Genomic DNA, 21,153 nt, shown 5'->3' with positions numbered 1-21,153 from the left:
GGAATCACTATGTTTCAAAAAATATTAATTGCGAATCGCGGGGAAATTGCTGTTCGTATTATGAAAACTTGTCAAAAACTTGGCATACGCACTGTTGCTATTTATTCTGAAGCAGATGAAAATGCCCTTCATGTGAAGATGGCAAATGAAGCTTACTTAGTAGGTGGACCGCGTGTTCAAGAAAGTTATTTAAACCTTGAAAAAATTATTGAAATAGCTAAGAAGACAAATGCAGAAGCGATTCATCCAGGTTATGGTTTATTATCAGAGAATCCGTCTTTTCCGGTTCGTTGCAAAGAAGAAGGAATCGTATTTATCGGTCCTTCAGAAGAAATCATTACGAAGATGGGAAGTAAAATCGAATCACGTATCGCAATGCAAGCAGCAGATGTCCCAGTAGTCCCAGGTATTACTACAAATATTGAAACTGCTGAAGAAGCAATTGAAATTGCAAAACAAATTGGTTATCCATTAATGCTTAAGGCATCCGCAGGCGGCGGAGGCATTGGTATGCAGTTGATGGAAACTGAGCAAACGCTCACCAAAGCGTTTGAAAGTAATAAAACAAGAGCGCAAAACTTTTTTGGTAACGGAGAAATGTATTTAGAGCGATATATAGCAGACGCGCATCATATTGAAATTCAGCTTTTAGCAGATACACATGGTAACACAGTGTATTTATGGGAGCGTGAATGTTCGGTGCAGCGCCGAAATCAAAAAGTAATCGAAGAAGCACCTTCACCATTTTTAGATGAAGGTACACGAAAGGCAATGGGAGAAGTTGCTGTACAAGCTGCCAAAGCACTTGGCTATACAAATGCAGGTACAGTTGAGTTTCTTGTAGATGATCAGAAGAACTTCTATTTCTTAGAGATGAATACGAGATTACAAGTAGAGCATCCAGTGACAGAAGAAATTACGGGATTAGACCTTGTAGAACAGCAACTTCTTATCGCAAGTGGAGAGAAACTATCATTTACTCAGGATGGTGTAAAACGTAGTGGTCATGCCATTGAAGCTCGTATTTATGCAGAAGATCCGAAAACATTCTTCCCATCACCTGGGAAAATTACAAATTTAACATTACCGTCAAATGTACGGATCGATCACTTCTTAGAAAATCATGTAACGATTACACCTTTCTATGATCCAATGATTGCGAAAGTCATTGCACATGGCGAGACTCGTGAAGAAGCAATTTCGAAATTACATGATGCTCTAGAAGAATTAAAAGTAGAAGGTATTAAAACGAACACGCCAATGCTACTGCAAGTTTTGGAAGACGAAGTGTTCAAAGAGGGTATTTATACAACGGGTTTTGTAACGAAACAACTCGTTAAAAAATAAGATTTAACAATATTAAGGGGGAAAAAATGATGACGAAAGTATACGCATCGATGGCAGGAAACGTTTGGAAGATTGTTGTAGGAGTAGGAGATACAGTAGAGGAAGAGCAGGATGTCGTCATTTTGGAATCTATGAAAATGGAAATTCCAATCATTTCAGAAGAAGCCGGCACAGTTATGAAAATTAATGTGCAAGAAGGCGATTTTGTAAATGAAGGAGATGTATTATTAGAAATTGAATAGGGAGATATAGGGGGAAGCGAATTGAAACTACCTAATTTTGCTGTCATTAAAGAAGTCGGGCCACGTGATGGCTTACAAAATGAAAAAAAGATTGTTGGCACAAAAGATAAAGTAAAATGGATTCAACTACTTACAGAAGCAGGATTGTCGTATGTTGAAGTTTCCTCATTCGTTCACCCAAAATGGGTCCCTGCATTAGCAGATGCAAATGATGTATTTTCTGAGCTGAAAAGGGATCCAAATGTTACATATGCTGCGCTTGTTCCGAATCAAAATGGTTTGGAACGAGCTTTTTTGCAAAATGTAGATGAGGTGAATGTTTTTTTATCAGCAAGTGAATCTCATAATAAAAGTAATATTAATAAATCGATTAAAGAAGCATTAGTTGTAATTGAAGATATAACAAAACAGGCATTATTCGAAGGGAAAAAGGTAAGAGGCTATGTTTCTACTGTATTTGGATGTCCTTATGAAGGGGATATAAGTGCTACAGCAGTTGACGAATTATGTAATCAACTGTTTTCATACGGCATTTATGAAGTTTCTCTTGGGGATACAATCGGTGTAGCGAATCCATTACAAGTAGAACAAGTATTAGAACACCTATTAAAGAAGTATGATGCTTCGCAGTTTGCAATGCATTTTCATAATACGTATGGAATGGCTCTAGCGAATGTAGTTAAATCATTAGAATACGGTATTACAACGTTTGATAGTTCTTGTGGTGGGCTCGGGGGCTGCCCTTATGCACCAGGAGCATCAGGTAATGTTGCTACTGATGACCTAGTACATATGCTCCATAAATTAGGAGTCCAAACGAATATAGACGAAGAAAAGTTATTGAGAGCTAGTCAATTTATTCAAAGTAAGTTAAATATCCAATTACCGAGTCATGTGTATAGAGCGCTTCAACATAAAACGATAAGTAGGTGAGTAGATGCTACAATTACAAAACATTTCCGTTGATTACGTAACACCTCACGTAGTAAAGATTTCGTTAAATCGTGCGAGACAAGCAAACTCATTATCTTTGGCATTATTAGATGAATTACAAACTATATTAACTCAAATAAGTGAAGATTCAAGCGCACGTGTAGTTATTTTGACTGGTGCTGGTGAAAAAGCATTTTGTGCTGGTGCAGATTTAAAAGAGCGTGCCGATATGAATGAAGAACAAGTTCGTCATGCTGTTAGTATGATTCGCACTACTATGGAGATGGTTGAACAATTACCACAGCCAGTTATTGCTGCTATAAATGGAATCGCACTTGGTGGTGGTACGGAATTAAGTTTAGCTTGTGATTTTAGAATTGCTGCTGAATCTGCAAGTCTTGGTCTTACTGAAACGACACTTGCAATTATACCAGGAGCAGGTGGTACACAGCGCTTACCAAGATTAATTGGAGTTGGTAGAGCGAAAGAATTAATTTATACAGGTAGACGTATTTCAGCGCAAGAAGCAAAAGAATATGGTTTAGTAGAATTTGTTGTACCAGCTAATTTACTTGAAGAGAAAGCGATTGAAATAGCAGAGAAAATTGCTAGTAATGGACCTATTGCTGTTCGATTAGCAAAAGAGGCAATTTCAAATGGTATTCAAGTTGATTTACATACCGGATTACAAATGGAAAAACAAGCGTATGAAGGTGTAATCCATACGAAAGATCGAATAGAAGGATTACAGGCATTCAAAGAAAAACGTAAACCGATGTATAAGGGGGAGTAAATATGTTAGACCAAAAACAACAATCTAATTCATTTGAAGAACGTGTTGAAACGATTAAACAAGGCGGGGCACCGAAATATCATGAACAAAATAAAGCAAAAGGAAAATTATTTGTTCGAGATCGTTTAGCGCTTCTATTTGATAATGGCGAATATGTAGAAGATGCATTATTTGCTAACTGTGAACAAACAGGCTTACCTGCGGACGGCGTTGTAACTGCAACGGGTAAAATACATGGTCGTACTGCGTGTGTAATGGCTAATGATTCTACTGTAAAAGCTGGATCATGGGGATCACGCACAGTTGAAAAGATTTTACGTATTCAAGAAACAGCTGAAAAATTACGTGTTCCGTTATTTTATTTAGTCGACTCTGCTGGAGCGCGTATTACAGATCAAGTAGAAATGTTCCCAGGGCGCCGCGGTGCAGGAAGAATCTTCTATAATCAAGTGAAATTATCAGGTAAAGTTCCTCAAGTATGTTTATTATTTGGACCTTCTGCTGCTGGTGGTGCATATATTCCAGCCTTTTGTGACGTTGTAATGATGGTAGAAGGAAATGCATCTATGTATTTAGGATCTCCTCGTATGGCTGAGATGGTTATCGGTGAGAAGGTAACTTTAGAAGAGATGGGCGGAGCTCGTATGCATTGCTCTGTATCAGGATGCGGAGATGTTTTATGTAAGACAGAAGAAGATGCGATTACACAAGCAAGACAATACATTTCATATTTTCCAAACAACTACTTAGAAAAGACTCCATTGGTTACACCTCAAGAACCGAAACAATTCGATAAAACGTTAGAACAAATCATTCCAGAAAATCAAAATGCTCCTTTCAATATGAAAGATCTCATTAATAGAGTTATTGATGAAGGTTCATTCTATGAAGTAAAAAAATTATTTGCTCAAGAGCTAATTACAGGCTTAGCACGTATTGATGGTAAGCCAGTTGGTATTATTGCAAATCAGCCGCGTATGAAGGGCGGTGTATTATTTCACGATTCAGCTGATAAAGCTGCTAAGTTTATTAATTTATGCGATGCATATCATATTCCATTATTATTCCTTGCGGATGTACCAGGATTTATGATTGGTACAAAAGTAGAGCGTGCTGGTATTATTCGCCACGGTGCAAAAATGATTTCTGCAATGAGTGAAGCAACTGTACCGAAGATTTCTATCGTTGTTCGTAAAGCATATGGCGCTGGTTTATATGCGATGGCAGGTCCAGCATTTGAACCAGATTGCTGCCTGGCATTACCGACAGCCTCTATTGCGGTAATGGGTCCAGAAGCTGCGGTTAATGCTGTATATGCAAATAAAATTGCAGCTTTACCAGAAGAAGAGCGTGCTAGCTTCATTGCTGAAAAACGTGAAGAGTATAAGAAAGATATTGATATTTATCATTTAGCATCAGAGATGGTGATTGATGGTATTGTTCATCCAAACAATTTACGTGAAGAGTTAAAAGGACGTTTCGAAATGTATATGAGTAAATATCAAGTATTCACGGATCGTAAACATCCTGTATATCCAGTTTAAAAGCCCTATTTAGGGCTTTCTTGCTCAAAAAGTTAAGGAGGGGAAAACATTGAAACAAGCAGTTTGGTTTCCAACAGAAGAGTACAAGGAAAAAACACGTTTATATAGTTGGATGAAATCATTGGGATATGAAGACTATGAAACTTTTTATAATAAATCTATTGAGGAAACAGCTTGGCTTTGGGGAGAGGCAGAAAAAGCAGTTGGCTATCAATGGATGAAACCTTATACAGAAGTGTTAGATTTAGAAAATGGTACACCGTTTGCACAGTGGTATAATGGCGGAACATGTAACGTTGTAGAATCAGCTTTATCCCGCTGGCTTGCGGATGAAGAGACAAGAATACAGCCAGCACTTCAGTACGAAGGAGAAAATGGAACTTCAAAATCATTTACATATGAAGAGCTTGATAACTGGGTAAGCCGTGTTGCCAATGGTTTGAAACACGCGGGTATTGAAAAAGGTGACCGTGTAACAATTTATATGCCGATGATTCCAGAAACAGTTGTTGCGATGCTAGCTGTAATGAAAATTGGAGCAATTATTTCACCAATATTCTCAGGCTTTGCGTCTGATGCAGTTATGACACGTGTGCAAGCGGCAGGTTCAAAAATGATTATTACCGCAGATGGATTTTCACGCCGCGGTAAAATTGTTTCTTTAAAAGATGAAGTAGATAAAGCTTGTGAACATTGCCCAACTGTTGAAAAAGTTGTTATCGTTCGTCATGCAGGAAATGATTTTACACCACATAACTATGACTTTTCGTGGAGTACGCTAGAAAAAGAAAAACCATTCATACATGCCGAAGAAATGCAAAGTGATGATCCATTAATGCTCATTTATACATCAGGAACGACTGGTAAGCCGAAAGGAACAGTACACACGCATGCAGGATTTCCTTTGAAAGCAGCTTTTGATGCAGGATTTGGAATGAATATTAAACAAGGTGATCGTGTATTATGGGTAACTGATATGGGCTGGATGATGGGGCCGTTTCTATTATTCGGTTCACTCATTAATGGAGCAACGATGGTTATGTACGAAGGTGTTCCAGACTTCCCAGAAGCAGACCGGTTATGGGAGACAGTTGATAAATATGAAATTACTCATCTAGGTATTTCGCCAACGTTAATCCGAGCATTAATGGCAAAAGGTGATGAGTATGTCAATAAACATTCTTTAAAGAGTTTGGAAGTATTCGCATCAACAGGAGAACCTTGGAATCCTGATCCATGGATGTGGCTGTTTGAAACAGTTGGAAAAGGAAATGTTCCAATCTGTAACTACTCAGGTGGAACTGAAATCTCAGGTGGGATTTTCGGTAATGTTCTTATTAAGCCAATCGCACCGATTAGTTTTAACGCATCTTTACCAGGAATGGCAGCTGTCGTACTGGATGATCAAGGTAAACCAATTCGAGATGAAGTCGGAGAATTATGCTTAGAAAAACCTTGGGTAGGTATGACGAAAAGCTTCTGGGAAGATGATGAACGTTACGTGAACACATATTGGTCGCGTTTTGAAAATAAATGGGTCCACGGTGACTGGGTCATTTACGATGGTGAACAATATATCATCACAGGGCGTTCAGACGATACGTTAAATATTGCAGGTAAACGTATTGGACCTGCTGAATATGAATCTATTCTTGTGAAACATAACGATGTAATCGAAGCTGCTGCAATTGGTGTACCTGACGAAGTGAAAGGTGAAGTTTGTCATTGCTTTGCTGTATTACGAGAAGGGGTAATATTTACAGAAGATTTAAAGAAAGAATTAATGAGTTTAGTAAACTCACATATTGGAAAAGCATTGTGTCCTAAAGACATCCACGTTGTAGAAGATTTACCGAAAACACGTAATTCTAAAGTAATGCGCCGTGTTATTAAAGCAGCTTATTTAGGAAAAGAATTAGGTGATTTGTCGTCACTTGTAAATCCTGAAGTAGTACCGTTTATTCAAGGGTTACAGTCTAGTAAATTATAAAATTAGAAAGGAGCTCTATATAAACAGAGCTCCTTTTTTATGTTAATAAAAAGAAAAGAAGTGAATTTGATGAAGAAGAAAAATTCTACTATTGGTGTTAAGTATGTTTTTTGTTTTAATCAAAATACGATATTATGGAATGTCTATTCAATGGAGAAATACTAATTTACAACAACAAGGTGATGACAAAGCGCGACTGCTTATATGCCGGTTTAAACCTTTACGTATTAATATATAAAAAGCTGACTATACTCAGTCAGCTTTTTATATATTACATCCTAGTATTTATCTCGCTATTTGCCGGGCAGTAATGCTCCCACCTAAAAATTCAGCGAAAGCAAGGAAGTAGGTGAGGGATCAACTTTCCGGAAAAGCCTGATTGATTCCAAAAGACATATTTTTTTCTTTACGTTGACATTAAAAATATTACCAATTTTTTCTTTTACAATGGCAACAAATAAAGAAACATTTACAACGACACTTATTTCGTTTAGAACTCCAATCATCATCACGATGACACTTTTCTTTAGATTTCCACCAATCATCATTACAATGTTTTTCCTTAGAACTCCAATCATCATCACAATGATGCTTTTCTTTAGATTTCCACCAATCATCACAACAATGCTTTTTCTGAGAACTCCAGCAATCATTTTTCCAGGACATTTATTTCTACCTCCTTTCAAAAGTGTTCATATTATTCTATGTTTTAATAAAAAAATGGCTTGTTTATTAACCTACTATTTTATCTTTATATGATAGAGTGTCTTCTACTCGATATAGAATTCATACAAACTATGCTAATTTTTAAGAGAAAGTGGAGAGAACTACTACTAGTTATGGTATTTTTCAATAAACATTTATTGAAGAAAATGTTCTGATTACAAATAATATCTTATTTTCGAGTACGCTTTTTAAATGTATATTTCACAATGAAAAATGGGAAATCCACAAATAAAGTCTATGTATATGTGAGTTAATGGGAAAATCTAGTGTGTTTTTAAGGGGCGTCTTATTAAAAGAAAAAGATTTGTTTTAGAAAGTGGTGTCTAAACATTAAATGGAGTAGGACTAAATTCACGGCCGCTCATTAAACAAGATTTTAATTAGGAGAAGTCTGTTTTTATAATGAATAATGAAAAGAAGGTTTGGTACAATTGTTTGTTTTTTTCTTTTTATGTGTTTGCCTCGTACCCTTTTAAGCTAGTGGACATAATTTACTAATAGAAAGGATTAGGGGGTGAGGTATTGGGTTCTCGATTTAATAATTGTAAAAAGAAGTGTACATGTAAACAAGATGATTGTTGGGAAGTATTCGAAGAGTGTAAAAAAGAACAGCATGAGAAATGTGATAATTCTTGTGTACAAGGAATTAGAGATGAACTTAAGAAATTAATTAATCGAACAGTTCAAATTAATACAGAGGGACGTACTTATGTAGGTACTGTTTCGTCTGTAAGTTGTGATGTAGTTAGGCTTGCGGCTATTCCTGGATCGGTTGGAGTAATTATTTCCATTTGTAAAATTGAAGCAATTTTCCCACCTGTTACAACGGTTACTGCTGACTTTGATTTTAATGGTATTGATGTAGCAAACAAAGCATAATTATGCTGCTTTTTTGTAAAGCCATTCACATGAATGGCTTTATTTTAATTTCATATAAAAGGAGAATATATTCTTTATATAGAAATAAGTTTGAGGTTATAAAGCATGATGTATGAAAGGAGCAAGGAAGTGATTAAACTAGAAAGCTTTAAGAAATCTGATTTTAAACAATTAATAAATTGGATTAACTCCGAAGAATTTCTAATACAATGGTCAGGAAATGCATTCACATTCCCTTTAGACGAACAGCAATTAGAGAAGTATATAGAAAGTGCAAATACACTCGCTTTCAAAGTGGTAGATGAAGTGACTTCAGACGTTATTGGTCATATTTCGCTTGGGCAAATAGATAATATTAATAAGTCCGCTAGAATTGGAAAAGTATTAGTTGGTAATACGAAGATGAGAGGACGTTCTATAGGAAAACATATGATGAAAGCAGTACTTCATATTGCTTTTGACGAATTAAAACTACATAGGGTAACTCTTGGTGTGTACGATTTTAATACATCGGCCATTTTCTGTTACGAAAAAATAGGGTTTGTAAAAGAAGGCTTATTAAGAGAGTCAAAAAGAGTAGGAGAAACGTATTGGAATTTATGGGAAATGAGTATGTTAGAATATGAATGGAAGAAGTAGCAACAATAGTAATTTATAATTATATTATGTTAACAAAAGGGGCTTGGTGGGTATAGTGGATAATAAAACAAAAATAATTTCAATTGCAGCTGTTTCAGGGGGAGAGCTAGTATATTAAAACTGACAAAGAAACCATTTTTGAAAAGGCCCACCTGCATTGTTTCTGAGGAATAAGAGGGTGAGCCCTAATTAAACGAAACTGAATGAATCTGTAAAAATTGTAACTAAAGTATGCATCAACAAGGTATTGAAAGGGATGAATAGTAAACTTTACAGATTATTCCATATGTAACAAAACTGGTTAGCTTCTGATTTAAGCGCTACTAAATGATTATTATTAATAGAGTTATTCGTATACATTCTGTTCTTTTGGATGTTAAGTACCGTATAATTCACATCGTTTCGTTCATTTGAAAATGTTGATTCATTTAATAGTGTAAGTGTCGAGTTAATGTTGTATTTATCAATTCGCTCTTTTTTTCCTTTGAAAAACAGTTTGATAAGATGTGGCTCATTATTAATGAATAAGCCAAGTTCAGGTGATGAACGGACGATTAAATCATCTGATTTCCAATGTGATTTACCTGGATCAAACCAGGAGATGTCTTTATTTTTAATGAATTTTTTGTATTGCTTTATAACATCAATGTAGTTTTGTTTTTTTTTCTGATCAACCGTTTGTACTAATGTTTCGAAACATTCAAAAGGTAGTTTGTTTTGATGAAATTTAATAACAGTTTCTCGTAATTGTTTCCAGTAATCAAAAGCTGGTTGATATTCAGGTTGGGATTTTAGATTTTTTATAAAGTTTGTTTTAGCTGTACTACCTTTCAGTGTGAAGTCTAAAAATTGTGTAAGCCCTACTTTAATTTCTGTCATATTACATCACCCTTCTAAACATTATTCATTTAATAATAGACGAAATACCCTACATTTTTAAAGAAATGAGCTAGATGCTAGAAAACCTAATGTCCATGCACAATAGATACGGGAAAGCCAATCCGTAAGTATAAATGATGGACCATCCAATTGAAGATAAATTAGATAATGGTTACCAGGTGATAGGTTATTAATATAATCGGATAGTGAGGCGAGTTTAAAAGATAACAATATAGATTATTTAGCTTGGATTTGAGAAAAAAGTGCATGGGAATAAAGAGGGATATAGGGAAATGGGCTCTCATCAAAAAATATAAGTTGGTATCAGTATACCGTAGAGAGTGAGTGTATAGAACATACAAGTAAAAGTATTGGCTAGCACACTTAAAATAAGCCGTATAAAAAGTTAATCATCGTGTGCTTTGATTATATAATGTCGGCGAAATAAATAGTGTGAAGGACAGCGATCTTAACAAGTGTTTCATGTAACGTTCATGTACTTTAATTTTTTATAATTAATCAAATTTGAATTTTGTTTGTTGTTAAGAAAAGGTGAGAAGAAAATAAAAAAAAGAGGGCTAATGCCCTCTTTTTTTATTAATTTGGTAATTAATCACAGATTGGTATCCCAAGCACTCTTAGAGCTAATGCTACTTGAAGGGAAATCTCTAATCTAGCAATTTCAATACCAGCTACTGAAAGAACTAAAAAAGGTTGTCCGTTTACAAATACAACGCAACTATCCATAGTTAAGCCTCCTTTCTAGTAATCTACTATAGTATATGAATAGAACTTTAATATGTAATAGTTAAATTGTTGGATTTAATAGAATTAATAGATTAACCCATTTAAACTAAACAAACGAACACAACGAACGGAAACAGAGATGGGTGTATGCCTCGAAAAACATAGGTTTTAAGACATGGGATATGAAATTCATCATATTGGTCAGCTGTCTATATGGGCGAGGCAGTTAAACTTGCAACCAGTTTCAGCAAATTTAATTGGAAGAGGATGATAGAATTAAAAACCGACTTGCATCTCAAACGCAAGTCGGTTTTTATATATAAGAAGATTTCTTAATTGAAATCCTCGGATTTTTTCTGACGTATATGTAAAAACATTAAGGTGGTAATGATTAAAAAAATCATTATAGTTTGTATAATTAAATTTTTAAACTGAAGCAATATTGTCCACGATGTAAGGGTGTCTTTAAAAGCTTGGAGTGCAGAGTACGAGGAAGGATCAAAACCATACTGTAGCAACTTTTTTGTTTCAATAAATGAAATGTTTTCTTCATCTGCATCTAATATTACTGAAATTAGTCTAGTATCTTCAAGTTTTGCTGTACTGACAAAACTATAATTACCATTAGTTGAAAAACTAGTTTGTAAGCCATCAACACCTTGAAGTTTAATGTTTTCATTAAGGGAATATATCATTTTATTCGTATTGAAAACCTGGGAATCTTTGAAGGAAAATTGGTAAGAGGTTAGTTTCGTAATATTCAATACATCTGGAAAATCTTTTATTAATCGTGCTGCTAATTTAGCTACGTCTATTGCTGTTGTAGTTGATTGTTTATTTGTATCATTATTAATTCCAGTAGAGTTTAGAAATGGAGATGGTTGTAATAACTTTAGTTCTTTTGCTTTTTTATTCATTAATACTGTAAAGTTATCTTCATTTCCAGCAATGTGTTCTGCAAGAGCGAGTGCAGAACGATTATTCCCTGCCAGTAGCAATGCATGAAGTAAATCACGAACCGTTGTTTTATCATTCGATGTTACTTGTATAGGGCTTGTTTCTACTCGGAAAACTTCGTTACTTATTTGTACGAAGTCATCTAACTGTATTTTTCTATCATTTAGTTGCTCCAATACGATATATTCTGTCATTAATTTAGATAAAGCAGCTGATTGTACTGGAGTTTCTTCATTTTTTTTATAAACAATTTCACCTGAATTAGCATTTATTAAGATAGCTGATTTAGCTTGAATAATCGGACCATTTACATAAAGGTAAAAATATAAAACGATAAGTGCAGTAATGAAAAAAGATAATAATAAAATAGCGAATTTTTTTAAGAATTGCATAAGCGATCCTCCTATTATGACATCAATAATAGTATTGTAAAAAAGAATGCTTAATTAGGAAGAAAGAAAAGGTAAAGAATTTCTAAAGAATTATAAAGGATTATTAATTTTTTGTAATTAATGGAAAAAGTTCAATTTCTTATATGATAAGAAATTGAACTTTTTATTTGTGATATTAACCTTTGTAGGGGAGTAGTTTTACAGTGAAAGTTGTTTTTTCGTCATCACTATATACTTCAATTGTTCCTTTATGCAATTCGACTATACTTTTTGCAATTGCTAATCCAAGTCCAGATCCACCAGTGTTTGTAGAGCGCGATTTTTCAACGCGATAAAAACGTTCAAAAATATGAGGTAAATCCGTACTAGGAATAGGTTGTCCGTAATTTGTTATATCAATTGTAATCATATTATTGCTTTCATAAGCAGTAAGGTCAATATAGCGACCTTCGCTTCCATAAGCGATAGCGTTTATAATAAGATTTTCAAACACACGCACTAATTTGTCACCATCAGCTAATACCATGAGCTTTTGAGATGGGAAAGAAGGTCTACATTCTATATTAGCTTCTTGAACCTGTATTCGGAATTGAACAGTTAATTGTCCAAGTAACTCTACAATATCAATGGGGACAGAATACAAGCTTAACTCTTTATTTTGAACACGTGTATATTCGAACAAGTCATTCATTAATGCATTAAGACGAGTTACTTTATCATAAATGACTTGAATATAGTATCGCAATTCCACTTCATCTCTATAATTATCATGATGAATTAAATTTACGTATCCAACTATAGAAGTAAGGGGAGTACGTAAATCATGTGATACATTTGTAATAAGTTCACTCTTTGCTTGTTCCGCTTGTCTTTCTTCATCAATTGAGACTTTTAATTGTTCAACAATTTCATTGACCCCGATTGCTAACTCTTCCAAATAATTATGATTTACAACAGAAACTTTATGATTGAAGTTTCCATTTGCAATGTAACGAATTTCTTCTATCATTTTTTTTATACAAGTTTCATAGTAAAGTTTTCTCTCGTGACGATAAAAAATGTAAAGATAGGATGAAAAAATAGAAAATAAAAACAAATAAGAAACAATCATCATCCATAAAGATTCTTTAACCCCTTTATACTTTTCATAACCAAAAATTCGAATGAATTCTTTACCGAGCTCGGTTAGAGTAAGTGAACTTTCAATTACACTCGTAACGAGGCGATAAATAATTAATTCAGTAATAGGAGTGAGTGTGATAGCTAGTAAGAGCCAAAAAATAAGTTTCCATTTAGGGATATCTTTTAATATATCAAATGCTTCATTTCTCAATTTTATAGCCAACTCCCCAAACAGTGTGAATAAATTTTTCTCCATTCATTACCGTTTCAAGTTTATCCCGTAAGTTGCTAATATGGACCATTACCGTCTTATTTGAACCATAACCATCTTCATTCCAAACGCGTTCGAAAATTTCTTCTGAACTAAATACTCTTCCTGTATTACTCGCAAGTAAATATAAAATATCGAATTCAATAGAGGTTAGTTTAATATACTCTCCATTTACTTTAACAGTATGATTATGTTTGTGTATTTCAACAGAGCGAATACGAATAATACCATCTTCATTCTTTTGCGAAGTAGCATTTTGGAAAGATGATCTTCGTAATAAAGCTTTCACTCTAGCTACTAATTCTAATGGATTGAATGGTTTGATCATATAATCATCGGCACCTGTCATAAGACCTAATATTTTATCCATATCTTCTGCTTTTGCACTAAGCATTAGAATTGGTACAGTATTATTTTCACGTACTTCCTGACAAACTTCTAATCCGTTTCGTTTTGGCATCATAATATCCAAAATCATAAGGTCAACTTCATATGTAGAAACCTTCTGCAATGCTTCATCGCCATCATAAGCTTTATAAATGTTATAGCCTTCATTTCGCAAATAAACAGCAAGTAATTCAACAATTTCTTTATCATCATCAATAATTAATATGTTTTTATTCATTTTGTAGTTCCTTTCCTTACAAATCATCAACATTACTATAATATCAAACATTTATGTACTTGTAGCAATGATTCTGTATAAAATTTCATGTAACGTATTAAAAAGGAGTAAAAAGATTAATAACGAATATAAAATAACAAAGATATTTAAATTCTGCATTATACTGAAAGTTAGTTATAAGGGGGATTTTCTATGTTATATAATGATATATATTCATTTGCTCCAACTGGAAAAATAGACAATGATATTAAAGATTTTCTACTAAAATATAATAAAGAGTTTACATATAAACATTCAATTCGTGTGGCAAATGAGGCAAAAAAGATTGCAGAAAAGTTTCACGTAGATAAAGAAAAAGCAGCAATTGCAGGATATTTACATGATATTAGTGGCATTTTTCCGAATGAGGAGCGGATTGCAGTTGCTGAAGAATTTGGGGTAGAAATAGAGGGAGCAGAAAGAAAGTTTCCTATGATTATTCATCAAAAACTATCGAGAGTAATCGCAAAAGAAATATTTAAAGTAGAAGATGAAGACGTATTAGATGCAATTTGTTGTCATACTACACTGCGTAAACACCCAACAAAGATGGATTTAGTTTTATTTGTTGCAGATAAAATAGAATGGGATCAAAAGGGGACACCACCATATTTAATAGAAATAAAAAAAGGATTGGAAAAATCTTTGGAAAAAGCTGCTTTTGTATATATTTCATATTTGTGGGAAAGGAAAGAAACATTGAAAGTTATACATCCGTGGCTAGAAGAAGCATATTGGTATTTAAAAAGAATTGTACAGTAGAAGGGACAAGGAAATGCAATTAAAAGAATATATGAATCAAACATTTCCAGGAGTTACATTAGTACCGTACTTATATTCTCAGTGGGGAAATCATTTGTATTTTGATTTTGGAAAAGATAAATATCAAATTGTAGAAGGAACCGACGATTTAAATATGGAATACTTTTCTCAGCTATATACATATAATAAATTCTTATTTGAAGACATATTTTCAAAAGAAGATGTAGTGTTTGTAGTGACAAATGTTTATAGATTTAAAAAGGAAAACACAAAAACTCCACAGAAAATAAATGTATACAATAAATATATTAAGAAAAGAGATTTAAGATTTCATATAAGACAAGAAACGTTACCGTTTCTATTTGAAGATGAAGAGGCAGATTTATCCCGCTATTTGCCGGGCAGTAAGACCCCCACCTCAAAATTCAGCGAAAGCAAAGAAGGTAGGTGGGGGGCGGGCTGCCCCTAAAAGCCCGATTGGTGAGGGCTGATAATCAGTGGGGGATGAACTGATTAAAGTTTCACATTATATTGTACATATCAATTTTCTTTAAAATGTCTTGCGGAAGATATTAAATATGAATCGCTTATACAAGCTGCTAATCATGAGGATTTCTCTGTTTTGTATCCTCGATTTGGACGGAAAAAAGAAATTTCTTATCCAGATGTATTTCTCATAAATGCAACGAAAGATATTGTCATGTTTATGTATGATGATAGAGGATGTGAAGTAATTGCGAAGAATAAAGAAATAATACGAGATTTATATAAGAAATATAAAGAATGGATTCCAGATTATGAACGAGAAAGTATAGATAACTTATTTAAATGACAATAGGGGAAGTGAAGCGTGTAATGAAACGTATTGCAATTGTATCTGCATGGGAACCAGAACTGACGTATTTGCATCAACATTATCCGAGTGAACGTGTTGAAAAAAGAGCAGCTTGGGAATTTCATTTTCATACTATCAATGAGCTGGAAATTATATCAGTTGTAACTGGTGTCGGTAAAGTAAGCTGCGCTAGTTGTGTACAATTGTTAATTAGTGAGTTTCAGCCAGATGAGTTGTTTATGACAGGAATATGCGGAAGTTTATCAAACAAAGTGAAAAACGGTCATATTGTAGTAGCACTAAACGCAATACAACACGATGTTACTGCTGCTGGCTCAGGAGAAGATGTTTTTAATTTATATAACGGTAGAACAGCACCTATTGAAACAACAAAATCACTTGTAAGAAGAATAAAAAAAATACGATTGTATGATCCGATACATTTCGGTACATTTTTATCTGGAGATCAACGTATTCGTAGTTCAGAAATGAGATATTTACTTCATACTGTATACGGAGCATTGGCAGTTGATCAAGAAGTAGCAGCTTTCGCCTATGTGTGTCAAATAAATAAAAAACCATTTTTATGTTTAAAAGCTGCTTCAGATCAAGCAAATGATAAAACGAAAGAAGAACAAAAAATCTTTAAAATGCTAGCATGCGAAAGAGCATGTGAGCATTTAATTGCTTTTTTACGTGTTTATGAGATTAATGTAGTAAATAATAGATAGTTTGTTATAAAACAAATTAATAGTAAGTTATATGTAGGGAAATGTCCGTTCATTTCAAATTAAGAGCTGAAATTTATAATAGATGGAATATATTATATGGGTACATGTTGAGATTAATACAAGCAATTGGAGGGCAATTTTATATGATTCAATATAAAAGGTGTAGTGAAGTAAATATTGATTTAGTATATGAAGCTTTTAAAGATGGATTTTCCGATTATATTATTAAGATGGAAGTTTCAAAAGAGGGTTTTATACAACGTTTTTTTGGACCAGAAGGTAATTTGCTAGAACATTCTTTTCTTGCTTTAGACGGTGACAAATCAGTTGGCGTAATATTAGGTGGTATAAAGGATTATGAAAGTATAAAGACTATGCGCTGTGGAACATTAGCGGTTCATCCTAATTACCGCGGTATTGGTGTGAGTCAAAAATTATTTGAACTGCATAAAGAAGAGGCGATTCAACATGGATGTAAGCAACTTTTTCTCGAAGTCATTGTAGGAAACGACCGAGCGATTCATTTTTATAATAAGTTGGGCTATGAAAAAGTGTACGATCTTTCTTATTATAATTTAAATGATTTGACTAAAATAATGAATAAAGATTGTAAGGATATTGAAGTAAAACAATTAGAATTTCCAACTTTTAAAGATGAAATTCAGAAATGGTTAAACTTCCATATAAATTGGCAAAATGATGTTGATTATATCGAAAAAACAAATAATGTATTTTATGGTGCATATGTCGATAATGACTTAAAAGGCTCTCTATGTGTAAATGAACAAGGTAAAATTAGTTTTATTTTCGTAGACAAAGTTTATAGAAATATTGGTGTTGGGATGAAATTATTAGAAGTAGCAAGAGAAGAATTAATTTTATCAAGTTTATCAATTGGGTTTCCTAACAATAATTTACTGGAGGGTTTTTTAAAGAAATGTGGATTTGAAAAGAATTCTTTAGCGCAATATGAAATGTATTTATTACTCTAAAAGCGGAAGGGATTTATTCTTTTCGCTTTTTATTTTTTCTGTTAAGTTGGTAAATGCTTCGCAACTATAATTTGTAATGAGAGGAATTTGTTTATCCTTAAGTTATCTTTTTAATTGTCAATTTCATGCTAATAATTTTCTTTGTATAATATTCTAATTTTATGTAGAATAGATACGATGGGAGGGGATGAAATGAATAATGGATTAAAGTTTAAGATTTTTGAATTGCATTGTCTTGTTCAAAAGACTTATTCTGATATTAAAATAGCGTGTGATATTGCTATTTATCAAGAAAACACTTCTAAATATTTAATTTCATTAGGATTTTTAAATAAATCATATATGACTTATATAGAAGCAAAAAGATTCTATCGCGAAAATGAAGAGCTTGTAAGTGTAGAATTTGATAATTTCTTTGATATGTATGATAAATTAGAAAACGAATTAAAACAAGTTATTTCAACTGAAGATAAAAATCCTTCATTGCTACATAGCAGACTTGATCAGTTTCAACAGAAAGTTGAAAATATAAATGACCTAATAAAAGTATTGCAAAATGCTCGTTAATGAATGCTTTTTTCTTTTTTGTATAGAAATTATGTATTAAAAACATTTTAGGGATATTACATATTAAAGAGGTGGCTTTTGTTGATTACAAAAGTCATCTTTTTATGTTAGGAATAGATTGTATACATTTTAGCAGTTTCATATAAATAATAGGAATTTATACGAGGGGAATATCATGGGAAATAAAAAAGAAATAGCTATAGTTGCATTAACAACAGGATTCGTTTTAACAAGTGTAACGCCATATGGATTAGGTCATGCAGAGGAAACTGGTCAAATGCAAGTAGAAATTCAAGAGGATTCGTTCCGTACAGGTGATCTTACACAACCATCAAAAAAGGCGCCAGAGAATGTAGTGAAAGATGCACTTAAGGAAAATACGGAGCATGCTTTGTCTCCAAAACAAGTTAGTGCAGAAACAGGAGTAGATTACAAGGTTCTTCAAAAACGTGGTTCTTATGATGGAACTACACTTGTGCGCATGCAACAAATATATGAAGGAAAAGAAGTATATGGTCACCAGTTGACTGCTCACGTAGATAAAAAAGGTATTATTAAAAGTATTTCAGGAGATAGCGCACAAAATTTAACACAAGAAGATTTAAAGAAACCTATTAATTTATCAAAAGAAGAAGCAAAACAATATATTTATAAAAAGTACGGAAACGATACTAAATTTATTTCTGAGCCAGAAGTTAAGGCAGTTATTTTTGTTGATGAAAATCATGGACAGGCTAGCAATGCATATCAAGTTACATTTGCTGCTACAACACCAAATTATGTATCTGGAACTTATTTAGTGAATGCTCATAATGGTGAAATGTTAAAAGATATGGTACAAGAATCAAGTTTGAAAATAAGTGAAGAGTATGTTCAATCCGTTAAGGAAAATAAAACTAGCAATTTTATATCATTAACTGGAACAGGAAAAGATGATTTAGGCGTAACTCGTACATTTGGTATTTCTAAACAGACCAGTGGGAATTATGCGCTTGCTGATTACACAAGAGGACAAGGAATTGAGACATATGATGTAAATTATAGAGATATTACAAATGAAGAAAGTTATTATCCTGGTATACTAGCAACTAGCGTTTCAACAACATTTAATGATCCAAAGGCGGTAAGCGCTCATTTCTTAGCAACAAAGGTATACGATTTTTATAAAGAAAAATATAAGCGTAATAGTTTTGATAATAAAGGAAATAAAGTAGTTTCAGTTGTACATGCATGGGATTCTGGAGGAACAAATGATCCTGAAAATTGGGAAAATGCATTTAGTACTAATATTAATAACATTAGTATGCTTTTATATGGAGATCCTATGGTAAAAGCGTTCGATATAGCCGGTCATGAATTTACACATGCAGTTACATCAAGTGAATCTAACCTTGAATTTTCAGGAGAATCTGGGGCAATTAATGAGGCATTATCGGATATTATGGGAACGGCTATAGAGAAATACATAAATAATGGGGAATTTAACTGGACAATAGGAGAACAAACTGGATCGATTTTTCGTAATATGAAAAATCCAACTGCAATTAATTTTTCAGATGGACTACCGTATCCTGATGATTATAGTAAATATAATGATTTAAATGGAGAGGATTATGGAGGCGTTCATTTTAACTCAAGTATTATTAATAAAGTTGCGTATTTAATTGCACAAGGTGGTACTCATAACGGTGTAAATGTAAATGGCATTGGTGAAGATAAAATGTTTGATATTTTCTATTATGCAAATACTGATGAATTAAACATGACTTCTAATTTTTCTGAATTGAAATTGGCATGCCTTAAAGTGGCAACTAATAAATATGGAACGAACTCAATTGAAGTTCAAGCAGTCCAAAATGCTTTTGATGCTGCAAAAATTATAGAAAAAGTGAAAGAAAACGAAAAAACAGCAGAAAACCAAGCTCCAGAGTTAACTGTACCGTTTACGATTACACTACGTGTAGGAGATACGTTTGATCCAATGAGAAATGTAAAAGCTGTTGATAAAGAAGATGGTGATTTAACAAATAAAGTAAAGCATAAAGGCGATGTAAATACTTCAAAACCAGGTACATACATTGTGGAATACTTGGTTGTTGATTCTAAAGGCGGGAATGCAACGGCTATACAGACTGTAATTGTAGAGGGAAATGGAGAAATATCAGATTTAGAACCTAAATTAACAGTGCCTGTTGGAGCGATACTTCATGTAGGAGATTCATCTGTTCCAATGGCAGAAGTATTAGCTATCGATAAAGAAGACGGTGATCTCACTTCTAAAATTAAAGTTGATGGTGAAGTAGATACATCAAAAGCCGGTACTTACGTATTAACGTACACGGTTACAGATTCTAAAGGTCATGAAGTAACGGCGAAGCAAACTGTAACGGTCAAAGTTAGAGAAGAAATTAAAAATGAAAAACCAATACTAAAAGTACCTGCTACAACTTCGATTACTGAGGGTGATCAATTTGATCCGTTGATAGGAGTATCGGCTACTGACAAAGAAGACGGTGATCTTACTTCTAAAGTAGCGTATAAAGGAACTATAGATACAACTAAAGCTGGTATTTATGAAATAATATATAGTGTAAGAGATTCCGTGGGTAATGAGGTAAATACAATACAAAAAGTATTAGTGAAAGATAAAGAAACTAGCAAACCTAATGGTCTTGCTAATAAGACAAATAAGAGTAATATTTCAAACAACAGTAATAGCGATAAAAAAGAATATACATATAAGGAGCTGCCAAAGACGGGTGTAAGTACAACTAACAGTGCAGCAATCGGCATATTGATGATTATTACAGGTACAGTACTCACTTTGATTCGCAAATTTAGAAAGATACAAAAATAATAGTAGGGATTATTCGTTTGAAGAAAAGAGTTCAGTATTCAAAAGAAATAAAGTAGAAAGTAAATAAAACGAAATATGGATTTTTTACTTATTAAGATTTTAATACTTAAGCGGTACATTTGACCTTTATAAAAATTTGCAGTTGGATACTATTCTGTCTACAGAACTATATTACATATAAAACACGTTACTATTCTTTTATTTTAATGAGAATAGTAACGTGTTTTTTGATTTGAAAATAGCATAAATCCTATAGCTCATGAATATAGGAGTACTTCTAATTT

General features: G+C 33.2%; 19 protein-coding genes and 2 pseudogenes. 15 read left to right on the top strand and 6 right to left on the bottom strand.

Annotated elements, in window-relative coordinates; translation table 11 throughout:
* Positions 1 to 9 precede the first annotated feature (9 nt).
* The 6 genes from MHI28_RS04140 to MHI28_RS04115 are packed head-to-tail and all read left to right on the top strand — an operon-like array spanning position 10 to position 6,849.
* Complete coding sequence (locus MHI28_RS04140; protein ID WP_000486744.1) at positions 10 to 1,347, top strand: acetyl-CoA carboxylase biotin carboxylase subunit; 1,338 nt, start codon at positions 10 to 12, stop codon at positions 1,345 to 1,347.
* A 26-nt stretch (positions 1,348 to 1,373) separates the two neighbouring features.
* A complete protein-coding gene (locus MHI28_RS04135; protein ID WP_001987345.1) occupies positions 1,374 to 1,589 on the top strand; it encodes an acetyl-CoA carboxylase biotin carboxyl carrier protein subunit in 216 nt (71 codons plus the stop codon).
* A gap of 21 nt (positions 1,590 to 1,610) precedes the next feature.
* Complete coding sequence (gene mvaB / locus MHI28_RS04130; protein ID WP_000775428.1) at positions 1,611 to 2,522, top strand: hydroxymethylglutaryl-CoA lyase; 912 nt, start codon at positions 1,611 to 1,613, stop codon at positions 2,520 to 2,522.
* A 4-nt stretch (positions 2,523 to 2,526) separates the two neighbouring features.
* A complete protein-coding gene (locus MHI28_RS04125) occupies positions 2,527 to 3,315 on the top strand; it encodes an enoyl-CoA hydratase (RefSeq protein ID WP_000939799.1) in 789 nt (262 codons plus the stop codon).
* Between the two features lie 2 nt (positions 3,316 to 3,317).
* The gene (locus MHI28_RS04120; RefSeq protein ID WP_000886744.1) at positions 3,318 to 4,859 is read left to right on the top strand and encodes an acyl-CoA carboxylase subunit beta; all 1,542 of its coding nucleotides are present in this window, start codon (positions 3,318 to 3,320) and stop codon (positions 4,857 to 4,859) included.
* 49 nt (positions 4,860 to 4,908) lie between these two features.
* The gene (locus tag MHI28_RS04115) at positions 4,909 to 6,849 is read left to right on the top strand and encodes an AMP-binding protein (RefSeq protein WP_000806506.1); all 1,941 of its coding nucleotides are present in this window, start codon (positions 4,909 to 4,911) and stop codon (positions 6,847 to 6,849) included.
* Between the two features lie 426 nt (positions 6,850 to 7,275).
* Here the strand turns inward: MHI28_RS04115 and MHI28_RS04110 are convergent, their stop codons facing one another.
* Positions 7,276 to 7,515, bottom strand: a complete 240-nt coding sequence (locus MHI28_RS04110; RefSeq protein ID WP_002082750.1) for a hypothetical protein — start codon at positions 7,513 to 7,515, stop codon at positions 7,276 to 7,278.
* Between the two features lie 582 nt (positions 7,516 to 8,097).
* Between MHI28_RS04110 and MHI28_RS04105 the strand changes: the two genes are divergently transcribed.
* Together MHI28_RS04105 and MHI28_RS04100 are read left to right on the top strand one after the other, a co-directional pair.
* Positions 8,098 to 8,454: a hypothetical protein gene (locus tag MHI28_RS04105; protein ID WP_000535577.1), complete on the top strand. Its 357-nt coding sequence runs from the start codon at positions 8,098 to 8,100 to the stop codon at positions 8,452 to 8,454.
* Between the two features lie 105 nt (positions 8,455 to 8,559).
* Positions 8,560 to 9,093 (top strand): GNAT family N-acetyltransferase, encoded by a 534-nt coding sequence (locus tag MHI28_RS04100; RefSeq protein WP_000990084.1) that lies wholly within the window; start codon positions 8,560 to 8,562, stop codon positions 9,091 to 9,093.
* A gap of 270 nt (positions 9,094 to 9,363) precedes the next feature.
* Here MHI28_RS04100 and MHI28_RS04095 read toward each other — a convergent pair whose 3' ends face one another.
* Together MHI28_RS04095 and MHI28_RS04090 are read right to left on the bottom strand one after the other, a co-directional pair.
* A complete protein-coding gene (locus MHI28_RS04095; protein WP_000136050.1) occupies positions 9,364 to 9,972 on the bottom strand; it encodes a hypothetical protein in 609 nt (202 codons plus the stop codon).
* A gap of 609 nt (positions 9,973 to 10,581) precedes the next feature.
* Positions 10,582 to 10,719, bottom strand: coding sequence for a DUF3956 domain-containing protein (locus MHI28_RS04090; protein WP_000376554.1), 138 nt, complete (start codon positions 10,717 to 10,719; stop codon positions 10,582 to 10,584).
* 181 nt (positions 10,720 to 10,900) lie between these two features.
* Here MHI28_RS04090 and MHI28_RS04085 point away from each other — a divergent pair.
* A pseudogene (locus MHI28_RS04085) lies at positions 10,901 to 10,990 on the top strand (DinB family protein); the annotation flags it as partial.
* Positions 10,991 to 11,051: 61 nt separating this feature from the next.
* Here MHI28_RS04085 and MHI28_RS04080 read toward each other — a convergent pair.
* From MHI28_RS04080 to MHI28_RS04070, 3 genes are all read right to left on the bottom strand, one after another.
* Entirely contained in the window at positions 11,052 to 12,068 is a 1,017-nt protein-coding gene (locus MHI28_RS04080; RefSeq protein ID WP_001160048.1) for a D-alanyl-D-alanine carboxypeptidase family protein, read from the bottom strand.
* 175 nt (positions 12,069 to 12,243) lie between these two features.
* A complete protein-coding gene (locus tag MHI28_RS04075) occupies positions 12,244 to 13,401 on the bottom strand; it encodes a sensor histidine kinase (protein WP_001243314.1) in 1,158 nt (385 codons plus the stop codon).
* The gene (locus MHI28_RS04070) at positions 13,391 to 14,086 is read right to left on the bottom strand and encodes a response regulator transcription factor (protein WP_001038808.1); all 696 of its coding nucleotides are present in this window, start codon (positions 14,084 to 14,086) and stop codon (positions 13,391 to 13,393) included. The genes MHI28_RS04075 and MHI28_RS04070 overlap by 11 nt, the downstream gene beginning before the upstream one ends.
* 192 nt (positions 14,087 to 14,278) lie before the next feature.
* Here MHI28_RS04070 and yqeK point away from each other — a divergent pair, with 192 nt between their 5' ends.
* The 6 genes and pseudogenes from yqeK to MHI28_RS04035 all read left to right on the top strand — a co-directional run bounded on the left by yqeK (position 14,279) and on the right by MHI28_RS04035 (position 20,869).
* A complete protein-coding gene (gene yqeK, locus MHI28_RS04065; RefSeq protein ID WP_000966600.1) occupies positions 14,279 to 14,887 on the top strand; it encodes a bis(5'-nucleosyl)-tetraphosphatase (symmetrical) YqeK in 609 nt (202 codons plus the stop codon).
* Positions 14,888 to 14,900: 13 nt separating this feature from the next.
* Positions 14,901 to 15,719: pseudogene (locus MHI28_RS36120) on the top strand (DUF3885 domain-containing protein).
* On the top strand, positions 15,716 to 16,453 hold the full coding sequence (locus tag MHI28_RS04050; RefSeq protein ID WP_002082744.1) for a phosphorylase family protein: 738 nt from the start codon (positions 15,716 to 15,718) through the stop codon (positions 16,451 to 16,453). The pseudogene MHI28_RS36120 and the gene MHI28_RS04050 overlap by 4 nt, the downstream one beginning before the upstream one ends.
* A 143-nt stretch (positions 16,454 to 16,596) precedes the next feature.
* The gene (locus tag MHI28_RS04045; RefSeq protein WP_000617064.1) at positions 16,597 to 17,445 is read left to right on the top strand and encodes a GNAT family N-acetyltransferase; all 849 of its coding nucleotides are present in this window, start codon (positions 16,597 to 16,599) and stop codon (positions 17,443 to 17,445) included.
* A 192-nt stretch (positions 17,446 to 17,637) separates the two neighbouring features.
* Complete coding sequence (locus MHI28_RS04040; protein ID WP_001059022.1) at positions 17,638 to 18,012, top strand: hypothetical protein; 375 nt, start codon at positions 17,638 to 17,640, stop codon at positions 18,010 to 18,012.
* Between the two features lie 175 nt (positions 18,013 to 18,187).
* Entirely contained in the window at positions 18,188 to 20,869 is a 2,682-nt protein-coding gene (locus MHI28_RS04035; protein WP_000527045.1) for a M4 family metallopeptidase, read from the top strand.
* Positions 20,870 to 21,153 lie beyond the last annotated feature (284 nt).

It is taken from the genome of Bacillus sp. FSL K6-0268 (assembly GCF_038005425.1).
In the GTDB taxonomy this organism is placed as follows: domain Bacteria; phylum Bacillota; class Bacilli; order Bacillales; family Bacillaceae_G; genus Bacillus_A; species Bacillus_A thuringiensis_S.
The sequence above is the reverse complement of the archived record's forward strand: the minus strand, read 5'-3'. Positions and strand labels throughout refer to the sequence as shown.

Bases quoted from the DNA above. Each gene is read 5' to 3' on its own strand.
- MHI28_RS04140 (WP_000486744.1), top strand. From the start codon at position 10: ATGTTTCAAAAAATATTAATTGCGAATCGCGGGGAAATTGCTGTTCGT.
- MHI28_RS04070 (WP_001038808.1), bottom strand. From the start codon at position 14,086: ATGAATAAAAACATATTAATTATTGATGATGATAAAGAAATTGTTGAA.
- MHI28_RS04120 (WP_000886744.1), top strand. From the start codon at position 3,318: ATGTTAGACCAAAAACAACAATCTAATTCATTTGAAGAACGTGTTGAA.
- MHI28_RS04050 (WP_002082744.1), top strand. From the start codon at position 15,716: ATGACAATAGGGGAAGTGAAGCGTGTAATGAAACGTATTGCAATTGTA.
- MHI28_RS04040 (WP_001059022.1), top strand. From the start codon at position 17,638: ATGAATAATGGATTAAAGTTTAAGATTTTTGAATTGCATTGTCTTGTT.
- MHI28_RS04110 (WP_002082750.1), bottom strand. From the start codon at position 7,515: ATGTCCTGGAAAAATGATTGCTGGAGTTCTCAGAAAAAGCATTGTTGT.
- MHI28_RS04045 (WP_000617064.1), top strand. From the start codon at position 16,597: ATGATTCAATATAAAAGGTGTAGTGAAGTAAATATTGATTTAGTATAT.
- MHI28_RS04035 (WP_000527045.1), top strand. From the start codon at position 18,188: ATGGGAAATAAAAAAGAAATAGCTATAGTTGCATTAACAACAGGATTC.
- MHI28_RS04095 (WP_000136050.1), bottom strand. From the start codon at position 9,972: ATGACAGAAATTAAAGTAGGGCTTACACAATTTTTAGACTTCACACTG.
- MHI28_RS04080 (WP_001160048.1), bottom strand. From the start codon at position 12,068: ATGCAATTCTTAAAAAAATTCGCTATTTTATTATTATCTTTTTTCATT.
- yqeK (WP_000966600.1), top strand. From the start codon at position 14,279: ATGTTATATAATGATATATATTCATTTGCTCCAACTGGAAAAATAGAC.
- MHI28_RS04125 (WP_000939799.1), top strand. From the start codon at position 2,527: ATGCTACAATTACAAAACATTTCCGTTGATTACGTAACACCTCACGTA.
- MHI28_RS04100 (WP_000990084.1), top strand. From the start codon at position 8,560: ATGATGTATGAAAGGAGCAAGGAAGTGATTAAACTAGAAAGCTTTAAG.
- MHI28_RS04135 (WP_001987345.1), top strand. From the start codon at position 1,374: ATGATGACGAAAGTATACGCATCGATGGCAGGAAACGTTTGGAAGATT.
- MHI28_RS04090 (WP_000376554.1), bottom strand. From the start codon at position 10,719: ATGGATAGTTGCGTTGTATTTGTAAACGGACAACCTTTTTTAGTTCTT.